Consider the following 18906-nt stretch of genomic DNA (forward strand, 5'->3'; position numbering starts at 1 on the left):
AGATTATTTTATCATTTGATTTTTATCCCAAACATTAGATATTTGCGTTACTTTTATTTAAACAACTATTCATTTGAAAACTTTACTTCTTTTTCTTTTATTTTTGATTTTTGGATGGAATTCAAGCGCACAAAATTTTCAATTACAAATACTTGGAAAATCTGAAGCAGAAACAAGAACAATCGATTCTTTAAAATACAATTCAAAACACAAAAACATAAAATCAATCAAAGACGAAATAAACGAAACATCAAAAAGACTATCACAATTAGGATACATTGATAACGCTACAGCTGATTTTAATGCAGCAATAGATTCAAGTTTTATAGCAAAATTTGATTTAGGAAAAAAAATAAAATTTATTAATATAAATATAGGTAGCGATGAATTATTAAACAGTTTAATTCTTTTAAATAAAAAAAACAATACAATAGAACTACCCTACACAGATGTGGATTTTTTCCTAAAAGAAACCGTAAAGAAATTAGAGCAAAATGGATATGCGTTAGCCAAGCTAAAACTAATAAATATCAAAAAAGACAGAAATTCACTTTACGCAGATTTAAAATTAGAATCTGACCTAAAAAGAAAACTCAATTCAATTATAATTCGACACTCAGAAAACACCCAATCAAGGAAATTTCCAAAAGGATATTTAACACAAATTAACAAAAAATACCGAAATACCATTTTCAATCAAAAAACTGCAGAACAAATACACCAAGATTTCAAAAAATTCGGCTTTGTAAATCAAGTAAAATATCCTGAAATTTTATTTACAAAAGATTCTACAAAAGTTTACGTCTATCTAGAAAAGAAAAATTCAAATACTTTTGACGGCTTTATAGGCTTTGCCAATAATGACACCAAAAAAATAATTTTAAATGGATACCTCGACATTAAACTGGAAAACATTTTAGCTTCAGGCGAAGAACTATCACTACACTGGAAAAGTGACGGTAACGATCAAAAGACTTTCAAAGCAAGTCTAGAATTACCGTACTTACTTAAAACTCCAATAGGACTGAAAGCACAGATTCAAGTTTTCAGACAAGACACAACTTTTCAAAACATAAAAACCGCAATCGACCTAAGTTATTACATAAATCACAATACTCGCTTATATCTAGGCTACCAAGGAACGGAATCCAGCGACATTCAAAACTTGAACAGCAATTCCATTAGTGATTTCAATAATTCTTTTATAACAACAAGCTTTGAATACACAAAATTAGAAACAAACAATTTAACCTTTCCAATAAAGTCAAAATTATTTATGTCAATCGGAGTAGGTAAAAGAGAAATCAATACCCTATCTGAAAGTTCAAACAACAACCAACTTCTCGCAAACATCCAAACAATGCACACTATTTATTTTAATAAAAAGAATTCAATAAATCTAAAAAGTCAAAATTACTATTTACAAAGCAACCGCTATATTACTAATGAATTATTTCGTTTTGGAGGATTCAATAGCGTACGGGGTTTTTCAGAAAATAGCCTACAAGCATATCTAACAACATCAATTCTTACAGAATACCGGTACACATTCACACCAAACCTATATATACATTCCATTCTGGATTATAGCTTTTACAAAAACAAATCGGGAACAGAAAAAACAGACAACACACAAAACATAGCAGGAATAGGATTAGGAATGGGATTACAAACAAAAAATGGATTATTGAAATTAGCCCTAGCAAATGGCCACGCCAAAAAACAACCATTTGAAATTTATAACACAATTATCCACATAAGTTATAATGTTAAATTCTAACATTAACATAAATTATCGATTTATATATTAGGAAAGTTAACAAATTATTAAGAAGTTTGCGAGACTAATTCAAAATAATTAAAAATGAAACTAAAGTTCAATGGAATCTTAGTACTACTCGTAGTACTTATTGCGCAACTTACCTTCGCGCAAGAAAGAGTTGTTACAGGAATTGTTTCTGACAATACAGGATTGCCTTTACCAGGCGTGAGTGTATTAGTAAAAGGAACTAAAACTGGAACACAAACTGATTTTGACGGGAAATACTCTATCAAATCATCACCAAATCAAGTATTGGTTTTTAGCTACATTGGGATGAAAACCCAAGAAGTTTTAGCAAGTCAATCAACAATTAATGCGAGATTACTAGATGATTCAATTGAATTGGAAGGAGTAGTTGTAGGAGCATTAGGTATTAAAAGAAGTAAAAATGCTTTAACATCTTCTACACAAGTAGTGGCAACTAAAGAACTTACACAGGCAGCCAACCCTAACGTTGTTCAGTCATTAGTAGGAAAGGTATCAGGGCTACAAATTAATAAAAGCAGCAATGGGGTAAATGCAACTAATAGAATTGTACTTAGAGGTTCTAGATCCATTACAGGAAACAATGAAGCTTTAGTTGTAATTGATAACTCAATCTCAACATCAGCAGCTTTACAACAATTACCACCAGAATTAATAGAAAATGTAAACGTTATAAAAGGAATGCAAGGTGCTGCACTTTATGGCGAACAAGGAGTTAATGGTGTAATAATAGTTACTACAGTAAAAGGCAAAGAAAAAGGTAAAATTACTGTAAATGTAAATTCTGCAATTGATTTTGAAACCGTATCCTTTATGCCAAAAACTCAACAAAAGTATGGCCAAGGATGGGACGGTGTTCACTACCCAGAAGAAAATGGATCTTGGGGACTTCCTTATGACGGTGTATTAAGACCTACAGGACTGCCTCAAGCTGACGGTATTGAATTTGAACAACCATACTCATTCATTAAAGATAACGTAGAGGCTTTTTACCAAACAGGGACTACATATCAAAATGGTTTTTCTATTAATGCTGGTAGTGAAGATTCTTATGCTCTTCTTTCAGCAAATAAGGTGAAAACTGAATTTGTAGTAAATGGAGATGTACTAGAAAGAAATAGCTTTTTGTTTAAAGCTGGAAAAAAAATTGGGAAACTTAGTATTGACGGTAATGTAAATTATTCTTACCAAAAATCAAGTGAAACATCTCCAGATTTACTTGATGATTTAATTCAAACTCCAGGTAATGTTGACTTAAATTTATTCAAAAATTCAGGTAATGAAGGAAATTATACGATTTATTTCAAAAATCCATACTGGACAGTAGATAATAATCGCAATGATGCAACCAGAACTTTTATCAACACAATCGCTGCATTAAAATACGACATTAATAAAAATATAAACGTTACTTATACTGGTAATTTACAATTTACCAATAGAGCAGCGCAATCACACATTAATGAATACAGAGAAACTGCAGCTTTAGCTGGTGCTGGTGCAAACAGAAATCAAACTTCTGAATACTTTGCAAGTCAATCATCTTTAAGAACCTATTATGGTGATTTATTAGTTAATTTTGACTATGACTTAACTGACGATCTAAGTTTAAAAGCAAACGTTGGTAGCAACATGCAAGATCGCAACTTTAGAATTACTTCTCAAGGGGGACAAAATCTAGACATTCCAGGTTGGTACCACATTAACAATGTTTTAAGCCCTGCTAATCCATCAACTTTAGATAATAGATCTCAAAAATCAAATCGCGCATCAGTTCTTGCAAACGTTGATTTAGGATATAAAAACTATTTATTCTTAAACTTAACAGGAAGAAACGATTGGACTTCCGTTTTATCAAAAGAGAATAATAATTTTTTCTACCCTAGTGCAGGGGTATCTTTCATTCCTACTTTAGCATTTGACGGTCTAAAAAGTGAAACTTTAAGTTACTTAAAGCTATCTGCAAACATTGTAAAGGTTGGTAACTCATCATCTATTCAACCTTATGCTACATCAGAAATTGGTGTATTCCCTACAGGATTTCCTTATGGTCAATTAGGATCATATATCATCAATCAAAGACCAACTGATAAAAATATCAAACCGGAATTTGTAACAACAAAAGAAGTCAACTTAAATATTGGACTTTTCAATAATAGAATTACCATCGATGGATCTGCTTATATATCAGATACAAAAGATTTAATTACAGCAGCTACTGCCTCTTCTGCTTCTGGTTTAGCAACATCACAATCTAACATTGGGGATATGACAACTAAAGGTCTTGAAATTGATTTAGGTTTAATACCAATTAAGACTAAAGATTTTACATGGAACTTAAGAGCTAGTTACGCGACGAATAAGTCAGTTATTAACTCACTTGCTGCAGGAGCAAATGAAATCAATCTTTTATCAGATGTAGCAACAGGAACTGGAATTTTTGCTCAAGTAGGAGAAGAATTTCCTTTAATTAAAGGTACTACGTTTTTAAGAGACGATAATGGTAACATAATTGTAAATCAATTTGGTCTTCCTACAAGATCTTCTTCAAACTCAATTTTAGGTAAAGCAACACCGGATTACATTTTAGGATTATCTAACTCTTTTACATATAAAGGACTTACATTGACAGCAGTAATGGATTACAGAACTGGTCACCAAATAATTTCTGGAACTAAATACGATTTAACATGGCCAGGACGTTTAGAAGAGTCTGCAGCTTTCGATAGAGAAGTTGGTTTCATTTTACCAAACTCAGTTGTTGAAACAGCTCCAGGATCTGGAATATACACTCCAAACACTTCAGTTTATTCTGCAGCAGGTCACGGTCCAAATGGTATCATTGACTATTACGGAACGTTGAGTAGAGCTGGAGAGCACAATGTAATTAATGCTACTGCTTTCAAAGTAAGAGAACTAGCTTTAAGTTATTCACTACCAACTTCAACTATTGAAAAATTTGGATTAACTTCTCTTAGATTTGGTATTAATGCTAGAAATCCATTCACTGTATTGGCAAAAAGCAATAAAGGTTATACAGACCCAGAAGCTTCTGACAGTACAGCAAACAATGGTAATGGACAAGGATATTCAGGTACTGGACAATATCCAAATACAAGAACTTTTGGCGGAAGCATGAATTTAACTTTTTAATTAAAAGATATGAAAAAAATATTTTTAATACTCGCAGTAGCAGCAGTATCACTGACATCTTGTAGTGACTACTTAGCTGATAACACTAATGTAAATAGTCCATTGGAATCATCACTACCTCCTAGACTTATATTACCAGGTGCTCAAGCACAAGCATTTAGAACCCAAGCTATCAACATGAATAGATTAGGTAGCATTATGACAAATGCATGGGGTGGTAATATATATCAATTTACTAACCCTCTGCAAGTTGAGTATTCATACAATTTTGACAACAATACTTACGCAGCAGTATGGGATGGATTGTACAGAAGTGTAGGTAACTTTCAAAAGATAATAGATACTCCTTTAGAAAATCAAGGAAATTTCATTGCTATTTCTAAAATTATGAAAGCACACTACATGCAATACATTGTAGATTTATATGGTGATTCCCCATATTTTGAAGCTTTCAAAGGACAGCAAAATCTTACGCCAGCTTACACAGATGACGCAGTGATTTACAAAGAGTTAATCAAAGAATTGGAAGAAGCGCGTGCTCTTATTCAAAATCCATCTGCAACTGCAGAAGGAGTAGCAACTGACGTTGTATTTAGTGGAAATATGAGTAAGTGGTTGCAATTAGCAAACACAATCGAATTAAGAATTTTGCTAAGACAAAGTAAACTTACAGATGCGGCTACAGTTACATATTTAAACACTAAATATGCTGAATTACAATCTTTAAATAATTTTGTGACTAGTGACGTTTTAATAAATCCAGGTTACTCTTCATCAAACAACGACAAGCAAAATCCTTTCTTTGGCTCTTTTGTTAGAGATGCTGCAGGTTCTACAACAAATACAACAAATACTTTGTTTACATCTTCAAAGCATTTTGCTGATGTATTGAACGGTGAAGCAGGTGGACCAACAGCTGGTGTTATTGATCCAAGAAGATCCAGACTTTGGACTCTAATAGGTGGAAAAGTAGTAGGTACTGACCAAGGTCAGAAACCAGTTCCTGGACAAAACAACAGCACCAATCCTACTTCAAGATTTGGATTAGGTTTAACAAACTATGTTGGAGCTAATACAGCAGAGAGAACAGCTGCAGGATCAGCTAAATCTGGAGTAATAATGCTACTTTCAGAAAGTAAATTTCTTCAAGCAGAAGCTGTTGAAAGAGGTTTCTTAACCGGTACAGCTCAAACATTATTTAATGAAGGTGTTCAAGCTTCATTTACATATTTAGGAGCAACTATAGGAACCTATACTACACAAATAGAATCTGTTCCAAATTTTGGATGGGCAGCATCAACTGATAAAATCCGTGTAATTTTAACACAAAAGTGGATTGCCTTAAGTGGTATTCATGGAGTTGAAAATTATATTAATTACACAAGAACTGGATTTCCAGTAATTCCTGGGTCGATTAATGGATTCAACTTACAACCTACAAGACCAAAGAGATTGATTTACCCTTTGTCTGAGTATAATGCAAATTCAGGTAATGTGCCTATTTTGACATCAGCTCAAGTTACAACACAAGGTCCATTCTGGTATGTACCGTAAATCAGAATAATTTATATTTCAAAAGGCTGTCCGAAAAGACAGCCTTTTTTTGTAACTAAACTAAAAAATAATTATTTTTTAAAAATTAATAAAAACGTTACCATTTAGTAGGATAGATTTTTTTTATATCTTTGCACGATGGAAAAAGAACATCAAATATTTGGGATTAGAGCTATAATTGAAGCAATACAAGCGGGTGCAACTGTAGACAAAGTCTATATTCAAAAGGAAGCGAGCAGCGAACTGATGAAAGACTTGATGAAAGTGATGAAGCGAGGTAATATTAACTTTTCTTATGTTCCTGTTGAAAAGTTAAATAGATTGACCCCTAATAATCATCAAGGTGCAGTAGCTACTATCTCTCCTATTTCCTTTTTTGACTTAGAATCTTTGATAGAGTCAGTAATCGAAAATGGCAAAAAACCATTATTTCTAATATTAGATCAAATATCTGATGCGCGTAATTTTGGCGCTATCATCAGAACCGCTGAATGTACCGGTGTAAATGGTATCATTGTTCAAAAAGCAGGTTCAGCACCAGTAAACGGAGATACTGTAAAAACATCTGCTGGAGCCGTTTTTAATATTCCAATTTGTAAAGTGGAACATATAAAAGACGCTATTTTTCTTTTGCAAGCAAGCGGAATCAAAACCGTAGCAGCGACTGAAAAAACAGATCAAAATATTTATGACATCAATTTAAATGAACCTGTAGCAATTATTATGGGATCAGAAGATCGTGGAGTAAATCCATCTGTGCTTAAAATTGTAGATGAAAAAGCAAAACTACCTATGTTTGGGACAATTGGATCTTTAAACGTATCAGTTGCTTGTGGCGCATTCTTATACGAGGCCGTAAGACAGAGAAGTTAGTAATATATCCTGTCATTCCCAAAGGGAACGAAGCTTAGACAAATAAATAAAAAATGAGTCAAAATTCTGGTTTTGACTCATTTTTTTTGTTGATGGCAATCTCATATTTAACCGGAAAACTAGAAGTAAAATAACTTGGTAACTCCTCCCTATTTAAATCTTCTTCAATTACAGGAAGATTTACGAAATTTCCATCTGTATCAAAACGCTGCATAAATTTATCTTCCGCAGCATCAAAATCTGGGTGTTCCCAATCATACTTTATTACCTTTTTATACTCTGGAGTTTTATAAAGCAACGAAAGAAAAAATCCTGTCAGTAATCCTCCCAAATGACCTTCCCAAGAAATAGATTTATTTCCTGTTATCTCCGGAATGGGAAAAACATACCAAACCAAACCTCCGTAAACAACAATTACGGCAAGCGACAACGCTACCAATCGATTGTATTTCGTTTGTATACCTTTAAAAAAAACAAAACTAAAGAGAACATAAATTAATCCGCTCGCCCCTATGTGATAATTATCTCTGCCTATAATCCAAGTAATAAATCCCGATATTAAGATTCCGTATCCAATAACTTTTATCGATTGATCCGCATAAAAAAATTGTAGCGCTGCCAATAAAATCAGCAATGGAATCGAATTATTATAAAGGTGTTCCATATCAGCATGAATAAACGGACTAAGAAAAACTCCTTGTAAACCTGAAAAAGTCCTTGGATAAATACCGTTTTGCACAAAATCAAAATCGAATCGGATTTCGAGCCAAAAAACAAACCACAACAATACAACAAAAAAAAGAGGCAGTCCAATAACTGAATTGGTAAATTTAAAATGCTTTTCCATTAATCTTATAAAGTTTTATGCTCTTGTTATAGTTCAAAAACTTCTCCAAAAGCAATTTAGTGCTATTTTGTCATATTTAAACTGCAACTGCATTTTTAGTAAGATTCCTTAGCCCAGATGGAAACGGCATCCCACGATTTTTGGCGTGGATACAGTGTATAGTTTGAAATAGTTCCAGAAAAATAAATTTGACAATCGCAAATGAGCTCAGATTAAAAAAAATAGTAATTTTACACTATGGAAGCACCACTTGCAGAACGAATACGACCACAAATATTAGAAGACTACATAAGTCAATCCCATTTGGTTGGACCAAATGGTTCATTGACCCAACAAATTGCAAAAGGAATTATTCCATCCTTAATTTTCTGGGGACCACCGGGAACTGGTAAAACTACTTTGGCACAAATTATTGCACAAGAATCAAAAAGACCATTCTATATCTTGAGTGCTATCAATTCAGGTGTTAAAGATATTCGTGATGTGATTGAAAAAGCAAAACAAAGTGGTGGTTTGTTTACTGCTAAAAATCCTATTTTATTCATCGATGAGATTCATCGTTTCAGCAAATCACAACAAGATTCCCTGTTAGCAGCAGTAGAGAAAGGTTGGATTACACTTATTGGCGCCACTACAGAAAACCCAAGTTTTGAAGTAATTCCTGCATTACTTTCCCGTTGTCAAGTGTATGTTTTAAATGCTTTTACCAAAAAAGATTTAGAGTCTCTACTAGAACGTGCGATGAAAACGGACGCTTATTTGTCCACAAAGAATATTGTTTTAAGCGAAACAGAAGCGCTACTGAGACTTTCCGGTGGTGATGGACGCAAACTATTAAATATTTTTGAACTTGTGGTAAATGCGTCTAATGAAGACGAAATTTTAATCACAAATGATAGGGTTTTCTCCATAGTGCAACAAAATACTGTTTTGTATGACAAAACCGGCGAGCAACATTATGACATTGTTTCTGCTTTTATAAAATCAATCAGAGGAAGTGATCCTAATGGTGCTGTTTATTGGCTTGCCCGAATGATTGAAGGTGGTGAAGATGTAAAATTTATTGCCCGAAGAATGCTGATTTTAAGCAGTGAAGATATAGGAAATGCCAATCCAACTGCTTTTATTATGGCTAATAATACTTTTCAGGCGGTTGCTACAATTGGATATCCTGAAAGTAGAATTATATTGAGCCAATGCGCTGTTTATCTCGCAACTTCCCCTAAAAGTAACGCTTCTTATTTAGCCATCGGAACAGCTCAACAACTTGTAAAACAAACCGGAGATTTGCCTGTTCCTATTCACTTACGCAATGCCCCAACAAAATTAATGAAAGAATTAGGTTATGGTGAAGAATATAAATATTCGCACGATTACAACAACAATTTTGCAGAACAAGAGTTTTTACCACAAGCTTTAAGCAAAACCCCAATCTATGTACCCGGAAACAATTCCAGAGAAAACAGTATCCGAGAATTTCTTAAAAACCGCTGGAAAGATAAATATGGCTATTAAATTTTATAAAAAAAAGTCATGAGAAATCAAGACTTTTTTTTATGAAACTATTTTCAGCAACAGATTCTTGAAGACTAAAACTTAACAGCTACTTTTTCAGACATTAAGTTATCGTTTTGATAATACTCAAAATACCACTGATTTTCTTTAAGCAACAAAACACCTTGATAGCCATTCTTAACTGCAATATAACAAGACTGATTAGTAGTTTTAAACACTTTCATAACCACTTTTGGCGTGCTGTCAATTAATTGAAAACCCGAAGCAGTTGGCTGTGCATACAACAAATAAGAATCCGTAACAACAGTTTTGACAACAACAGGCTCACTTACAACATTCTTAGAGGTAGTAATAGGTGCTGGCATTGGCTTAACAACTTCTGTATGTATTTCAGACTGAACCTTTGTAGTTGTACTACCGTTGTATTTATATTTCAACGCAAAAAGAGACTGAAAAGCTTCATTCAACGCCTCGGTATAAGCAACTTGATACGACTTTTCTTTACTTTTTCCAACAACGGATTGATAGATTATTTTACCATAACAATCCTTGAGCGTTAAAAACAATTTAGAGCTCAAAAAGCCATTTTCTCTTAACACGTCAATATAGAGCAAACTACATCGGTCACTATAGTCATTTGGAATAGCCTCATTACTATAAAATGCTTCAAAACCAGCTTTCTTTAGATTGAACTTAGTTAATGTATTCAAACGATATTGATTTTCAGTTTTGAGAAAATCAAATTGTAAAGGAACAATAACAGCTTTGTAATCATTCACAGATTGAGAATAGGAATAATTAATGACCAGTACTAACAATACTAAAAATTGCTTTTTCATCTTTATAAATATTTTTTTAGTTGTAATAAATGATTAATTTGTTTGATATGCTGCTCAACATATATTTTACTTTCATTAAAAAAAATAGCGTCTAATCCAGCATCAAGAGCACCTTGAACATCTGCATCTAAGCTATCTCCTATCATAATACTGTTCTCTTTTTTGGCTTTCGCCAAATCTAAAGCATAATCAAAAATAATAGGGTTTGGTTTTTTTACTCCAGCCATTTCTGAATTAGTAATAGTCTGAAAATAAGAACCTATTTTTGAATTATTTATTTTTTTATATTGAACGTCCGCAAAACCATTAGTTATAATATGCAAATTATATTTAGGCTTCAGATAATCCAAAAGTTCGATTGTTCCATCAAAAAGATGATTATTCTCTGGTAAAAATCTGATATAATCATTTGCAATTGCATCAATTTCCCCATCAGAAACTGGGTGATTTATGGCATCAAAAGAATACTTGAGTCTATTGTAACGCAATTCTTCATGAGTAATTTTATCATATTGATATAATTTCCAACATTCTTGATTTATTGGAACATATTTCTCAATAAAATCTTTAGTTATTACTAATGGATGATTTCTATTGAAAATAGTCTCAAAAGTCAGCTCTGAATTTTTGTCAAAATCCCAAAGCGTATGATCTAAATCAAAGAAAACATCCTTTATATGTGTTTGTTTCATTTTATATTTTTAAAATATTCCTTCATCCGCAAAGCTGAAATAACTGGTTTCGGTCACAATGAGATGATCCAACACTTTTATTTCTAGACTATCACCTGCCAATTTTAATTTTTTTGTAATCTGTTTATCGGCATCGCTCGGAACCAAAGTTCCCGAAGGATGATTGTGACACAATATCAACGCTGTTGCTCCTATTTCGAGTGCCGTTTTAAAAACAATTCGCACATCAACCAATGTTCCGGTGATTCCACCTTTACTCAACTGCGATTTCGAAATTACTTTATTCGAATTATTCATGTAAATAATCCAAAATTCCTCATGAGGCAATTCACCAATAATAGGCTGCATAATTTCGAAAATAATTTTACTCGAAGTTATTTTCTTTAATTCGACTGCTTCTTCTCCTCTGCGGCGTCTACCTAATTCTAAAGCGGCAATAATCGAAATCGCTTTCGCCTCCCCTATACCCTTGAATTGTATAAGCTGAGACAATGATAATTTTCCTAATGCATTCAAATTATTATCAACACTAGCTAAAATCCGTTTGCTCAAATCCACAGCTGATTCACTCCTACTTCCTGAACCAATCAAAATGGCAATTAATTCCGCATCACTCAAAACACTTTTGCCTTTGAGCATTAGTTTTTCACGTGGCTTATCGTCTTCGGACCAATTCGTTATAGGAAAAAAGGAATTTTCAGCCATTCATTTTGTTGTTTAAATTGGTTTTCGCATGCAAATACTATTTTCTAAACCTACATAAGGCTCGTAATTATCAACTATGTCATATCCTGTTTTCTGATATAAAGCAATCGCTTCTTTTTGTTTATATAAAGTTTCCAAAACAGAAAACGAATATCCTAAATCATCTGCCCAACCTTCTAATTTACGTAAAATTGTTTGTGCTAAACCCATTCCTCGAACTTCAGGTGAAACAAACATACGTTTTATTTCAATTGTATTTTTGTCGTATTTTTTGAAACAACCACAAGCAACAGCTTTTTCTTCTAAATAAAGAATAACGACATTTGGATTTAATTCCAAAATATTATTCCCCCAATAATCAGATTTTAATTCCGGATAACGCTCCCATAAACTTTCATCTAATGCTTTGATTAAATTTACAAAATCTGGGTTTTCACTGGTAGTTTTAACAATCCTTACTTTGTCTTTCATACCAATTTTACTTTACCAATTCCTTTACTTCATCAAAGTTTAATCCGCCGTAATTACCGGAACTCATCAGCAGCAAAGCAGAGTTTTCAAGATTCAAGTTGAACAAATAGTCTTTGAAATCTTTTGAATTTGTATAAATAATTAAATCTTTTCTATTAAAAGCATTTGCTATTTGGTCGTAAGTCACTTCCTCCAGCTGTTTAATTTTTACCGCATCAGGCGAATAAAAAACAACCGCTTTATCAGCATATTCCAGTGCGCCTTCGTATTCTTTTAAAAACTCAGCATTCAAACTGCTGTACGTATGCAATTCTAAACAAGCCACTAAAGTTCGGTTTGGATATTGTTCTTTAACCGCTTTAGTAGTGGCAGCCACTTTGCTTGGTGAATGAGCAAAATCTTTATACGCCACTTTCGTTTTGCTTTCGGCAATTTTTTCCAATCGTTTTGATGCGCCTTTAAAACTGGCAATGGCTTCATAAAAATCAGCTTCATCAACTCCCATGTTTTGGCAAATCCATTTGGCTCCAGCCAAATTATTAAGATTATGCGCTCCAAAAACTTCAATTGGCATGTCACCTTCTGGAGTTTCCAGAAGCGTTACACCGTCATTTACAGAATATTTTGGAGTATGATACGCTAATTTTCGAATTGGGTTTGTCGCGGCTTCTGAAACACGTTTTACTTCAGCATCATCTTCATTGTAAACGAGAATTCCACCATTCGTAATTTTGCCAATAAAAATTTCGAACTGTTCTACATAATTTTCATATGTTGGAAAAACATTAATATGATCCCAAGCAATTCCTGAAATTAGAGCAATATTCGGTTGGTATAAATGAAATTTAGGTCTGCAGTCAATTGGCGAAGACAAATATTCATCTCCTTCCAAAACGATAAAATCATTCTCCTCTGTGAGATGCACCATTGTATCAAAGCCTTCCAATTGAGCACCAACCATGTAATCTACCGCTATATCATGGTAATGCATAACATGTAAAATCATTGAAGTTATCGTTGTTTTTCCATGAGAACCGCCTATAACAACACGTGTTTTATTTTTGGATTGTTCGTAAAGAAATTCCGGATAAGAATATATTTTCAGTCCTAATTCCTGCGCTTTTAATAATTCAGGATTATCTGCTTTGGCGTGCATACCAAGAATAACAGCTTCGATATCTTGAGTTATTTTTTCAGGAAACCAACCTAATAATGGCGGTAAAATCCCCTTTTTGTCTAATCTTGATTTTGATGGTTCAAAAATCGCATCATCACTTCCCGTAACTTGATACCCTTTGTTGTGCAGTGCTAAAGCCAGATTGTGCATCGCGCTTCCGCCGATGGCTATAAAATGTGTACGCATTCTAATTTTGGTTTATGGATTTTGGATTCAGGAAAAATTATAATCAGTCCTGATTTTTTTTATTATACGTTTCTAATACTGTTTTTGCCTTTTCAGGATCCCGCATTTTGTTCTTGTACAAGCTGGCTAACTTTTGATAACTTGTTTTGGAACCTCCTACAAGAATTGCTTTTTTATATTGTTGTTCTGCAGCTGCATATCTTTTAAAATATTCGTCAATATGTCCTCTTGACAAATAACCGTCAACGGGAGATAGTCGCAATAATTCGTTGGAATACTTTATAGCTTTAGATTCGCTTCCACCAACAATTCCAGGCAACTGAATGTATAATTCTATCAATGCCCAACGCGACTCAATATGTTTTGGATTCAGACTGATGGCTTTTTCAAAGGAAGCTTTCACTTCATCAATCATTCCAAGGGCTTTAAACTTGTTTGAATCTTTGGCCTTCATGCCTAAAGCACCACCATATTTATAGTGATAATTAGCCACGGAAGGTTTTAGCAGTTTTAGTTTTTTATAATACCCAATTGCTTTATCCCAAGATTTATCATGACCGGCAATATCTCCAAGATACTCAATAGTTTTTAAATCCGATGGATTGGACCTTAAAACAGATTCAAAGACCAATTCAGCTTGATCCATTTTATCCGCCTTATACAGCTTTTCTGCTTTTTCAAAATCAGACTGACCCCACATCATAACCGGTATAAATACAAATAAATAAATAATATATTTCATTTATCAAAAATAGGGAAATTTATAATTGCAACTCTCCAAGTATGTGAAAGGTTTAACTATTTTTTACAAAAAAACCGTCTCATATAGCATACGAGACGGTTTTTGATTATGTATTTAAAATCAAGAATTAGTCATTCAACATTTTCCATAATTTATCTTTCAACTCTGTTAAACCCTGTTGAGCAACAGAAGAAATAAACATATAAGGAACATCCTTGAAAGCAACATCTAATTCGGTTTTCAATTCTGCTTTTAACTCATCATCCAGCATATCGCATTTAGAAATCACCAACAACCGCTCTTTATCTAGCATTTCAGGGTTGTATTTTGTCAATTCATTTACCAAAATATCGTATTCTGCTTTGATATCCGGAGTATCCACTGGAACTAGGAATAACAAAGTCGAATTACGTTCAATGTGACGCAAGAAATAATGTCCAAGACCTTTTCCTTCGGCAGCACCTTCAATAATTCCAGGAATATCAGCAATTACAAAAGATTGAAAATCTCTGTAAGCTACAATTCCAAGATTTGGTTTTAAGGTTGTAAAAGGATAATCGGCAATTTTTGGCTTAGCTGAAGTCAATACAGACAACAATGTCGATTTCCCAGCATTAGGAAAACCTACCAAACCTACATCAGCTAGTACTTTCAATTCTAAAATCACATCCATCTCAGCTCCCGGTAATCCAGGTTGTGAGTATCTTGGAGTTTGGTTAGTAGAACTTCTAAAATGCCAGTTTCCTAAACCACCTTTTCCACCGCGAGAAAGTATTTGTCTTTCACCATCATCAGTGATTTCGAACAAGATTTCTCCTGTTTCTTTATCTTTTACAACAGTTCCTAATGGCACTTCGATAAATTTATCATCACCATCAGCACCTGTACTTCTGTCACCACTACCATCTCCACCATTACCAGCTTTGATATGTCGGGCAAATTTTAAGTGAAATAATGTCCAAAGACCTTTATTACCCACTAAATATACATGCCCCCCACGACCGCCATCACCACCGTCAGGCCCGCCTTTTTCAATAAATTTTTCTCTGTGCAAGTGCGTAGATCCTTTTCCACCTTTACCAGATGAAACATATATTTTAACGTAATCTACAAAATTCCCTTCTGTCATTTTTTTTAATTTCAGATTTCAGATTTCAGCTTGAATACATTCAAACCTCCAACTTACATCTATTTTTATAATTTAATCGCCTTCACCATCACTTTATCAATCTTCACGCCATCCATATCGATAACTTCTAGCTCAAATTTCTGCCAAACTAATTTTTCCCCTTGTTTTGGAATATGAGAGAGTTCAGTCATTATTAATCCGCTTACTGTTGTTACTTCATAATCATTAATTAGTTCATCTAATTCAAAGTAGGTCAAGAAATCATGTAATGAATAATGTCCGTCAACCAGCCAAGTTCCATCTTCTCTTTCTATTAACTGAAAATCATCTTTATAAAAATCGGAAGCATCACCAACAAGTGCTTCCAGAATATCATTCAGCGTTATTACCCCTTGAAAAACACCATATTCATCCGATACAAAAGCATAATGTATCCCTGATTTTTTAAAATTCTCTAAAGCGATATAAGCAGTAGTTTGCTCCATCATGAAAGGAGCTTCGGTCATGATAGCCGACAAATTGAAGTTTTCATTTTCAAAATGAGCAAAAATATTTTTCAGGTTTACAACCCCAACAATATCATCGTAATTCTCTCCATAAACCGGATAAATAGAATGCAATTCCTTGAGCATAAACTCCCTAACTTGTTCTTTATCAGAATGCAAAGGTAAAAAAACCACTGACTTCCTGTGTGTCATCAATGAATTTATTTTTCTGTCTCCAATATGGAAAACGCGCTCCACAATATCTTGTTCTATTTCCTGAACTTCACCACCTTCAGTTCCTTCTTTGATAATTGCCTTTATTTCCTCTTCGGTAACTTTTCCGTCAGCGGTGGGTTTTATCTGTAAAATATCCAGTAAAAAATCAGTTGAATGCGTTAACAACCAAATAAATGGCGCAGTAACAATTGAAACTATTTTCATGGGAAGAGCTACTGCTTTTGCGATTGCTTCCGGATGGTTTAGTCCAATTCTTTTTGGTAATAATTCCCCTAAAACAAGAGAGAAAAAAGTCAAAGTAACAACGACTACACCTACGGCAACAGGATGCGCGTAAGGTACCAAAGCTTCAAATCCTTTTATAAAAGTTTCAACATCTTTAGTTATTTTGTCTCCACTATAAATACCGGTAAGAATTCCTATCAAGGTGATTCCTATTTGCACGGTTGATAAAAACTTATTGGGAGAATTTGCCAAATCTAAAGCGATTTTAGCACTTTTATTTCCTTTTTTCGCTGCGGTTTCTAGTCTATTTTTTCGTGCTGAAATCAATGCGATTTCCGACATCGAGAAAACCCCATTTAACAGTATAAGAAAAAATATTATTACTATTTCCAATTTCTTAATTGATTCGTTTATATCTTAAAATGTGATTTCTAATTTTTTGAAATCGGTTTTTTGTATGCGTAATATTGTAGCCCAGATGGAAGTGAAAAGCTCGGAGGTAAAAAAAACTATTTTTCTTGTTATAAAAGAGCGACCAAAGGAAGCTCCTTTTATGACTTAGAAAAATGTTTTTTTTATCGAGGACTTGTAACGTACAGCTGGAATAGCTCCTATAAATTATCAATAACGTTACTTACTCTTTCGGTAATTTCTGCAATGGAACCAATTCCATTTACGGCGAAAAATTTTCCTTGCTCCTCGTAATAATTCATCAAAGGCGCAGTTTTCTCATTATATTCTTGGTAGCGATTTCTGATTTTTTCTTCATCTTGATCATCAATTCTACCACTTGTTTTTCCTCTTTCTAACAACCGTTGCACTAAAATCTCATCATCGGCTTCGAGCGCAATTGTTGCAGCAACATTTGAACCAATTGAAGTAAGAAATGCGTCTAAAGCTTCGGCTTGCGAGATTGTTCTTGGATATCCGTCAAACAAAATCCCGTTTGTATCTGGGTGCTTATTTACCTCATCAATCAGCATTTTTGTAGTCAATTCATCCGGCACTAAATCGCCGGCATCCATGTATACTCTTGCTTGTTTGCCAAGGTCTGTATCGTTTTTTAGATTAAAACGAAATACGTCACCGGTGGAAATATGCGTTAATTTGTATTTTTCTTTCAAAAACTCCGCTTGAGTTCCTTTACCAGCTCCTGGTTTTCCAAATAAAACAATGTTAGTCATGTTGTTGTGTAGTTATTCTTTTAGTTTATATACTTCGGGTAAATTTCTCCCTAATCCATTGTAGTCTAATCCATAACCAACGATAAATTTATTTGGAATTCTAATTCCAATATAATCTATTTTGATATCTTTTGTATACGCTTCCGGTTTGAAAAAAAGTGTTGCAATTTTAAAATGTTTTACATTTTGTTGCTTAAATAACTGTTTCAGTTCAACCAATGTGTTCCCGGTATCCACAATATCTTCAATTATAACGACAGTGCGTCCTGTTAAATCCTGGTTTAGTCCTATCAATTGTTTCACTTGGTTTGTTGAAGAGGTTCCTTCGTAGGAAGCCATTTTGATGAAAGACACTTCACACGGTTTTTTGTAAAGCTTCATAAAATCAGAAACCACCATAAAAGCACCGTTCAAAACACCAACAAATACTGGAGTTTCATCAGCAAAATCATCTTCTATCTGGGCAACCATTTTTGTCAAGGCAAATTCTATTTCTTTGGCAGAAATGAACGGAACAAATTGTTTATCGTGAAGTTGTATCATTATTCTCTTGTTTAAAATAATGCGCAAAGATACAGAATTCGGATTTGTGAATTGATAAATGGGAATTATTTTCTGTTATTAAGTGAAATCTACAAAAAACGACTCAAAAATGAATTAGAACAACAAATCTTGTACTATAAATTCCGAAAAAATAAAATAGCATTTTCAACAGTAAAGGACTTAGAGGAAATTCAAAAATATTAAGCCAACTGTTTTACTTTTTCTTTATTGTCGACTTGAATCATCAGAAAACAAAAAAAGGCTGCCTTTATAAAAAAGAAAGCCTTTGATTATTTTTAAATTAAAATACTTTTGAAATCAGAGCAAAAACCTCTTAGTTCATTTGTGTTTTTTTTTTACTGCTTAGTCTACTATAGCATCTTAATCTTAAACTATAACGAAATTTATTAAAAATTCAATCCTACTGTTAAACCGAATGCAACGGGCTTGATAGTCGCTTCTTTGTCAGTACTATACAATCCGTTAGCTTTTCTGTCAGTACTTGATGTTGGATTATAGCTTAAATAAGACTCGTTTTGTTT

The 18906-nt window shown here is 33.5% G+C and carries 16 protein-coding genes; 5 read left to right on the forward strand and 11 right to left on the reverse strand.

Going from position 1 to position 18906, the window contains the following annotated elements; all coding sequences use genetic code 11:
• Positions 1-73 precede the first annotated feature (73 nt).
• The 4 genes from BC952_RS14130 (at position 74) to rlmB (ending at position 7387) form a co-directional block, all read left to right on the forward strand.
• The gene (locus BC952_RS14130; protein WP_244200159.1) at positions 74-1780 is read left to right on the forward strand and encodes a BamA/TamA family outer membrane protein; all 1707 of its coding nucleotides are present in this window, start codon (positions 74-76) and stop codon (positions 1778-1780) included.
• Positions 1781-1864: 84 nt separating this feature from the next.
• A complete protein-coding gene (locus tag BC952_RS14135; protein WP_121366230.1) occupies positions 1865-4960 on the forward strand; it encodes a SusC/RagA family TonB-linked outer membrane protein in 3096 nt (1031 codons plus the stop codon).
• Positions 4961-5062: 102 nt separating this feature from the next.
• The gene (locus BC952_RS14140) at positions 5063-6514 is read left to right on the forward strand and encodes a SusD/RagB family nutrient-binding outer membrane lipoprotein (protein WP_167445801.1); all 1452 of its coding nucleotides are present in this window, start codon (positions 5063-5065) and stop codon (positions 6512-6514) included.
• 138 nt (positions 6515-6652) lie between these two features.
• The gene (gene rlmB, locus BC952_RS14145) at positions 6653-7387 is read left to right on the forward strand and encodes a 23S rRNA (guanosine(2251)-2'-O)-methyltransferase RlmB (protein WP_073210350.1); all 735 of its coding nucleotides are present in this window, start codon (positions 6653-6655) and stop codon (positions 7385-7387) included.
• 58 nt (positions 7388-7445) lie between these two features.
• Here rlmB and BC952_RS14150 read toward each other — a convergent pair whose 3' ends face one another.
• A complete protein-coding gene (locus BC952_RS14150; RefSeq protein ID WP_121366232.1) occupies positions 7446-8234 on the reverse strand; it encodes a rhomboid family intramembrane serine protease in 789 nt (262 codons plus the stop codon).
• Between the two features lie 237 nt (positions 8235-8471).
• Between BC952_RS14150 and BC952_RS14155 the strand changes: the two genes are divergently transcribed.
• Entirely contained in the window at positions 8472-9749 is a 1278-nt protein-coding gene (locus BC952_RS14155; RefSeq protein ID WP_121366233.1) for a replication-associated recombination protein A, read from the forward strand.
• A 74-nt stretch (positions 9750-9823) separates the two neighbouring features.
• On the opposite strand, the gene BC952_RS14160 is transcribed toward BC952_RS14155, so the two are convergent.
• The 10 genes from BC952_RS14160 to hpt form a co-directional block, all read right to left on the reverse strand.
• Complete coding sequence (locus BC952_RS14160; protein ID WP_121366234.1) at positions 9824-10588, reverse strand: hypothetical protein; 765 nt, start codon at positions 10586-10588, stop codon at positions 9824-9826.
• A gap of 2 nt (positions 10589-10590) precedes the next feature.
• On the reverse strand, positions 10591-11280 hold the full coding sequence (locus BC952_RS14165) for a YjjG family noncanonical pyrimidine nucleotidase (protein WP_121366235.1): 690 nt from the start codon (positions 11278-11280) through the stop codon (positions 10591-10593).
• 9 nt (positions 11281-11289) lie between these two features.
• Positions 11290-11985, reverse strand: a complete 696-nt coding sequence (gene radC / locus BC952_RS14170) for a RadC family protein (protein ID WP_121366236.1) — start codon at positions 11983-11985, stop codon at positions 11290-11292.
• Between the two features lie 12 nt (positions 11986-11997).
• Positions 11998-12456 carry a GNAT family N-acetyltransferase gene (locus tag BC952_RS14175; protein WP_121366237.1) on the reverse strand — a complete coding sequence of 153 codons (459 nt, stop codon included), beginning with the start codon at positions 12454-12456 and terminating at the stop codon, positions 11998-12000.
• A gap of 7 nt (positions 12457-12463) precedes the next feature.
• Positions 12464-13819 carry a UDP-N-acetylmuramate--L-alanine ligase gene (locus BC952_RS14180; protein WP_121366238.1) on the reverse strand — a complete coding sequence of 452 codons (1356 nt, stop codon included), beginning with the start codon at positions 13817-13819 and terminating at the stop codon, positions 12464-12466.
• 43 nt (positions 13820-13862) lie between these two features.
• Positions 13863-14561, reverse strand: coding sequence for a tetratricopeptide repeat protein (locus BC952_RS14185; protein ID WP_121366239.1), 699 nt, complete (start codon positions 14559-14561; stop codon positions 13863-13865).
• Between the two features lie 127 nt (positions 14562-14688).
• Positions 14689-15690, reverse strand: a complete 1002-nt coding sequence (gene obgE / locus BC952_RS14190; RefSeq protein WP_121366240.1) for a GTPase ObgE — start codon at positions 15688-15690, stop codon at positions 14689-14691.
• 65 nt (positions 15691-15755) lie between these two features.
• Positions 15756-17030, reverse strand: a complete 1275-nt coding sequence (locus BC952_RS14195; protein WP_121366241.1) for a hemolysin family protein — start codon at positions 17028-17030, stop codon at positions 15756-15758.
• 218 nt (positions 17031-17248) lie between these two features.
• Positions 17249-17821, reverse strand: a complete 573-nt coding sequence (locus BC952_RS15100; protein WP_121366242.1) for an adenylate kinase — start codon at positions 17819-17821, stop codon at positions 17249-17251.
• Positions 17822-17833: 12 nt separating this feature from the next.
• On the reverse strand, positions 17834-18364 hold the full coding sequence (hpt, locus tag BC952_RS15105) for a hypoxanthine phosphoribosyltransferase (protein ID WP_121366243.1): 531 nt from the start codon (positions 18362-18364) through the stop codon (positions 17834-17836).
• Positions 18365-18906 lie beyond the last annotated feature (542 nt).

It is taken from the genome of Flavobacterium limicola, from assembly GCF_003634755.1.
GTDB lineage: Bacteria > Bacteroidota > Bacteroidia > Flavobacteriales > Flavobacteriaceae > Flavobacterium > Flavobacterium limicola.

Excerpts from the sequence above, each read along its gene's own strand:
- BC952_RS14135 (WP_121366230.1), top strand. The coding sequence starts at position 1,865 with ATGAAACTAAAGTTCAATGGAATCTTAGTACTACTCGTAGTACTTATT.
- rlmB (WP_073210350.1), top strand. The coding sequence starts at position 6,653 with ATGGAAAAAGAACATCAAATATTTGGGATTAGAGCTATAATTGAAGCA.
- BC952_RS14150 (WP_121366232.1), bottom strand. The coding sequence starts at position 8,234 with ATGGAAAAGCATTTTAAATTTACCAATTCAGTTATTGGACTGCCTCTT.
- BC952_RS14155 (WP_121366233.1), top strand. The coding sequence starts at position 8,472 with ATGGAAGCACCACTTGCAGAACGAATACGACCACAAATATTAGAAGAC.
- BC952_RS14160 (WP_121366234.1), bottom strand. The coding sequence starts at position 10,588 with ATGAAAAAGCAATTTTTAGTATTGTTAGTACTGGTCATTAATTATTCC.
- BC952_RS14165 (WP_121366235.1), bottom strand. The coding sequence starts at position 11,280 with ATGAAACAAACACATATAAAGGATGTTTTCTTTGATTTAGATCATACG.
- radC (WP_121366236.1), bottom strand. The coding sequence starts at position 11,985 with ATGGCTGAAAATTCCTTTTTTCCTATAACGAATTGGTCCGAAGACGAT.
- BC952_RS14175 (WP_121366237.1), bottom strand. The coding sequence starts at position 12,456 with ATGAAAGACAAAGTAAGGATTGTTAAAACTACCAGTGAAAACCCAGAT.
- BC952_RS14180 (WP_121366238.1), bottom strand. The coding sequence starts at position 13,819 with ATGCGTACACATTTTATAGCCATCGGCGGAAGCGCGATGCACAATCTG.
- BC952_RS14185 (WP_121366239.1), bottom strand. The coding sequence starts at position 14,561 with ATGAAATATATTATTTATTTATTTGTATTTATACCGGTTATGATGTGG.
- obgE (WP_121366240.1), bottom strand. The coding sequence starts at position 15,690 with ATGACAGAAGGGAATTTTGTAGATTACGTTAAAATATATGTTTCATCT.
- BC952_RS15100 (WP_121366242.1), bottom strand. The coding sequence starts at position 17,821 with ATGACTAACATTGTTTTATTTGGAAAACCAGGAGCTGGTAAAGGAACT.
- hpt (WP_121366243.1), bottom strand. The coding sequence starts at position 18,364 with ATGATACAACTTCACGATAAACAATTTGTTCCGTTCATTTCTGCCAAA.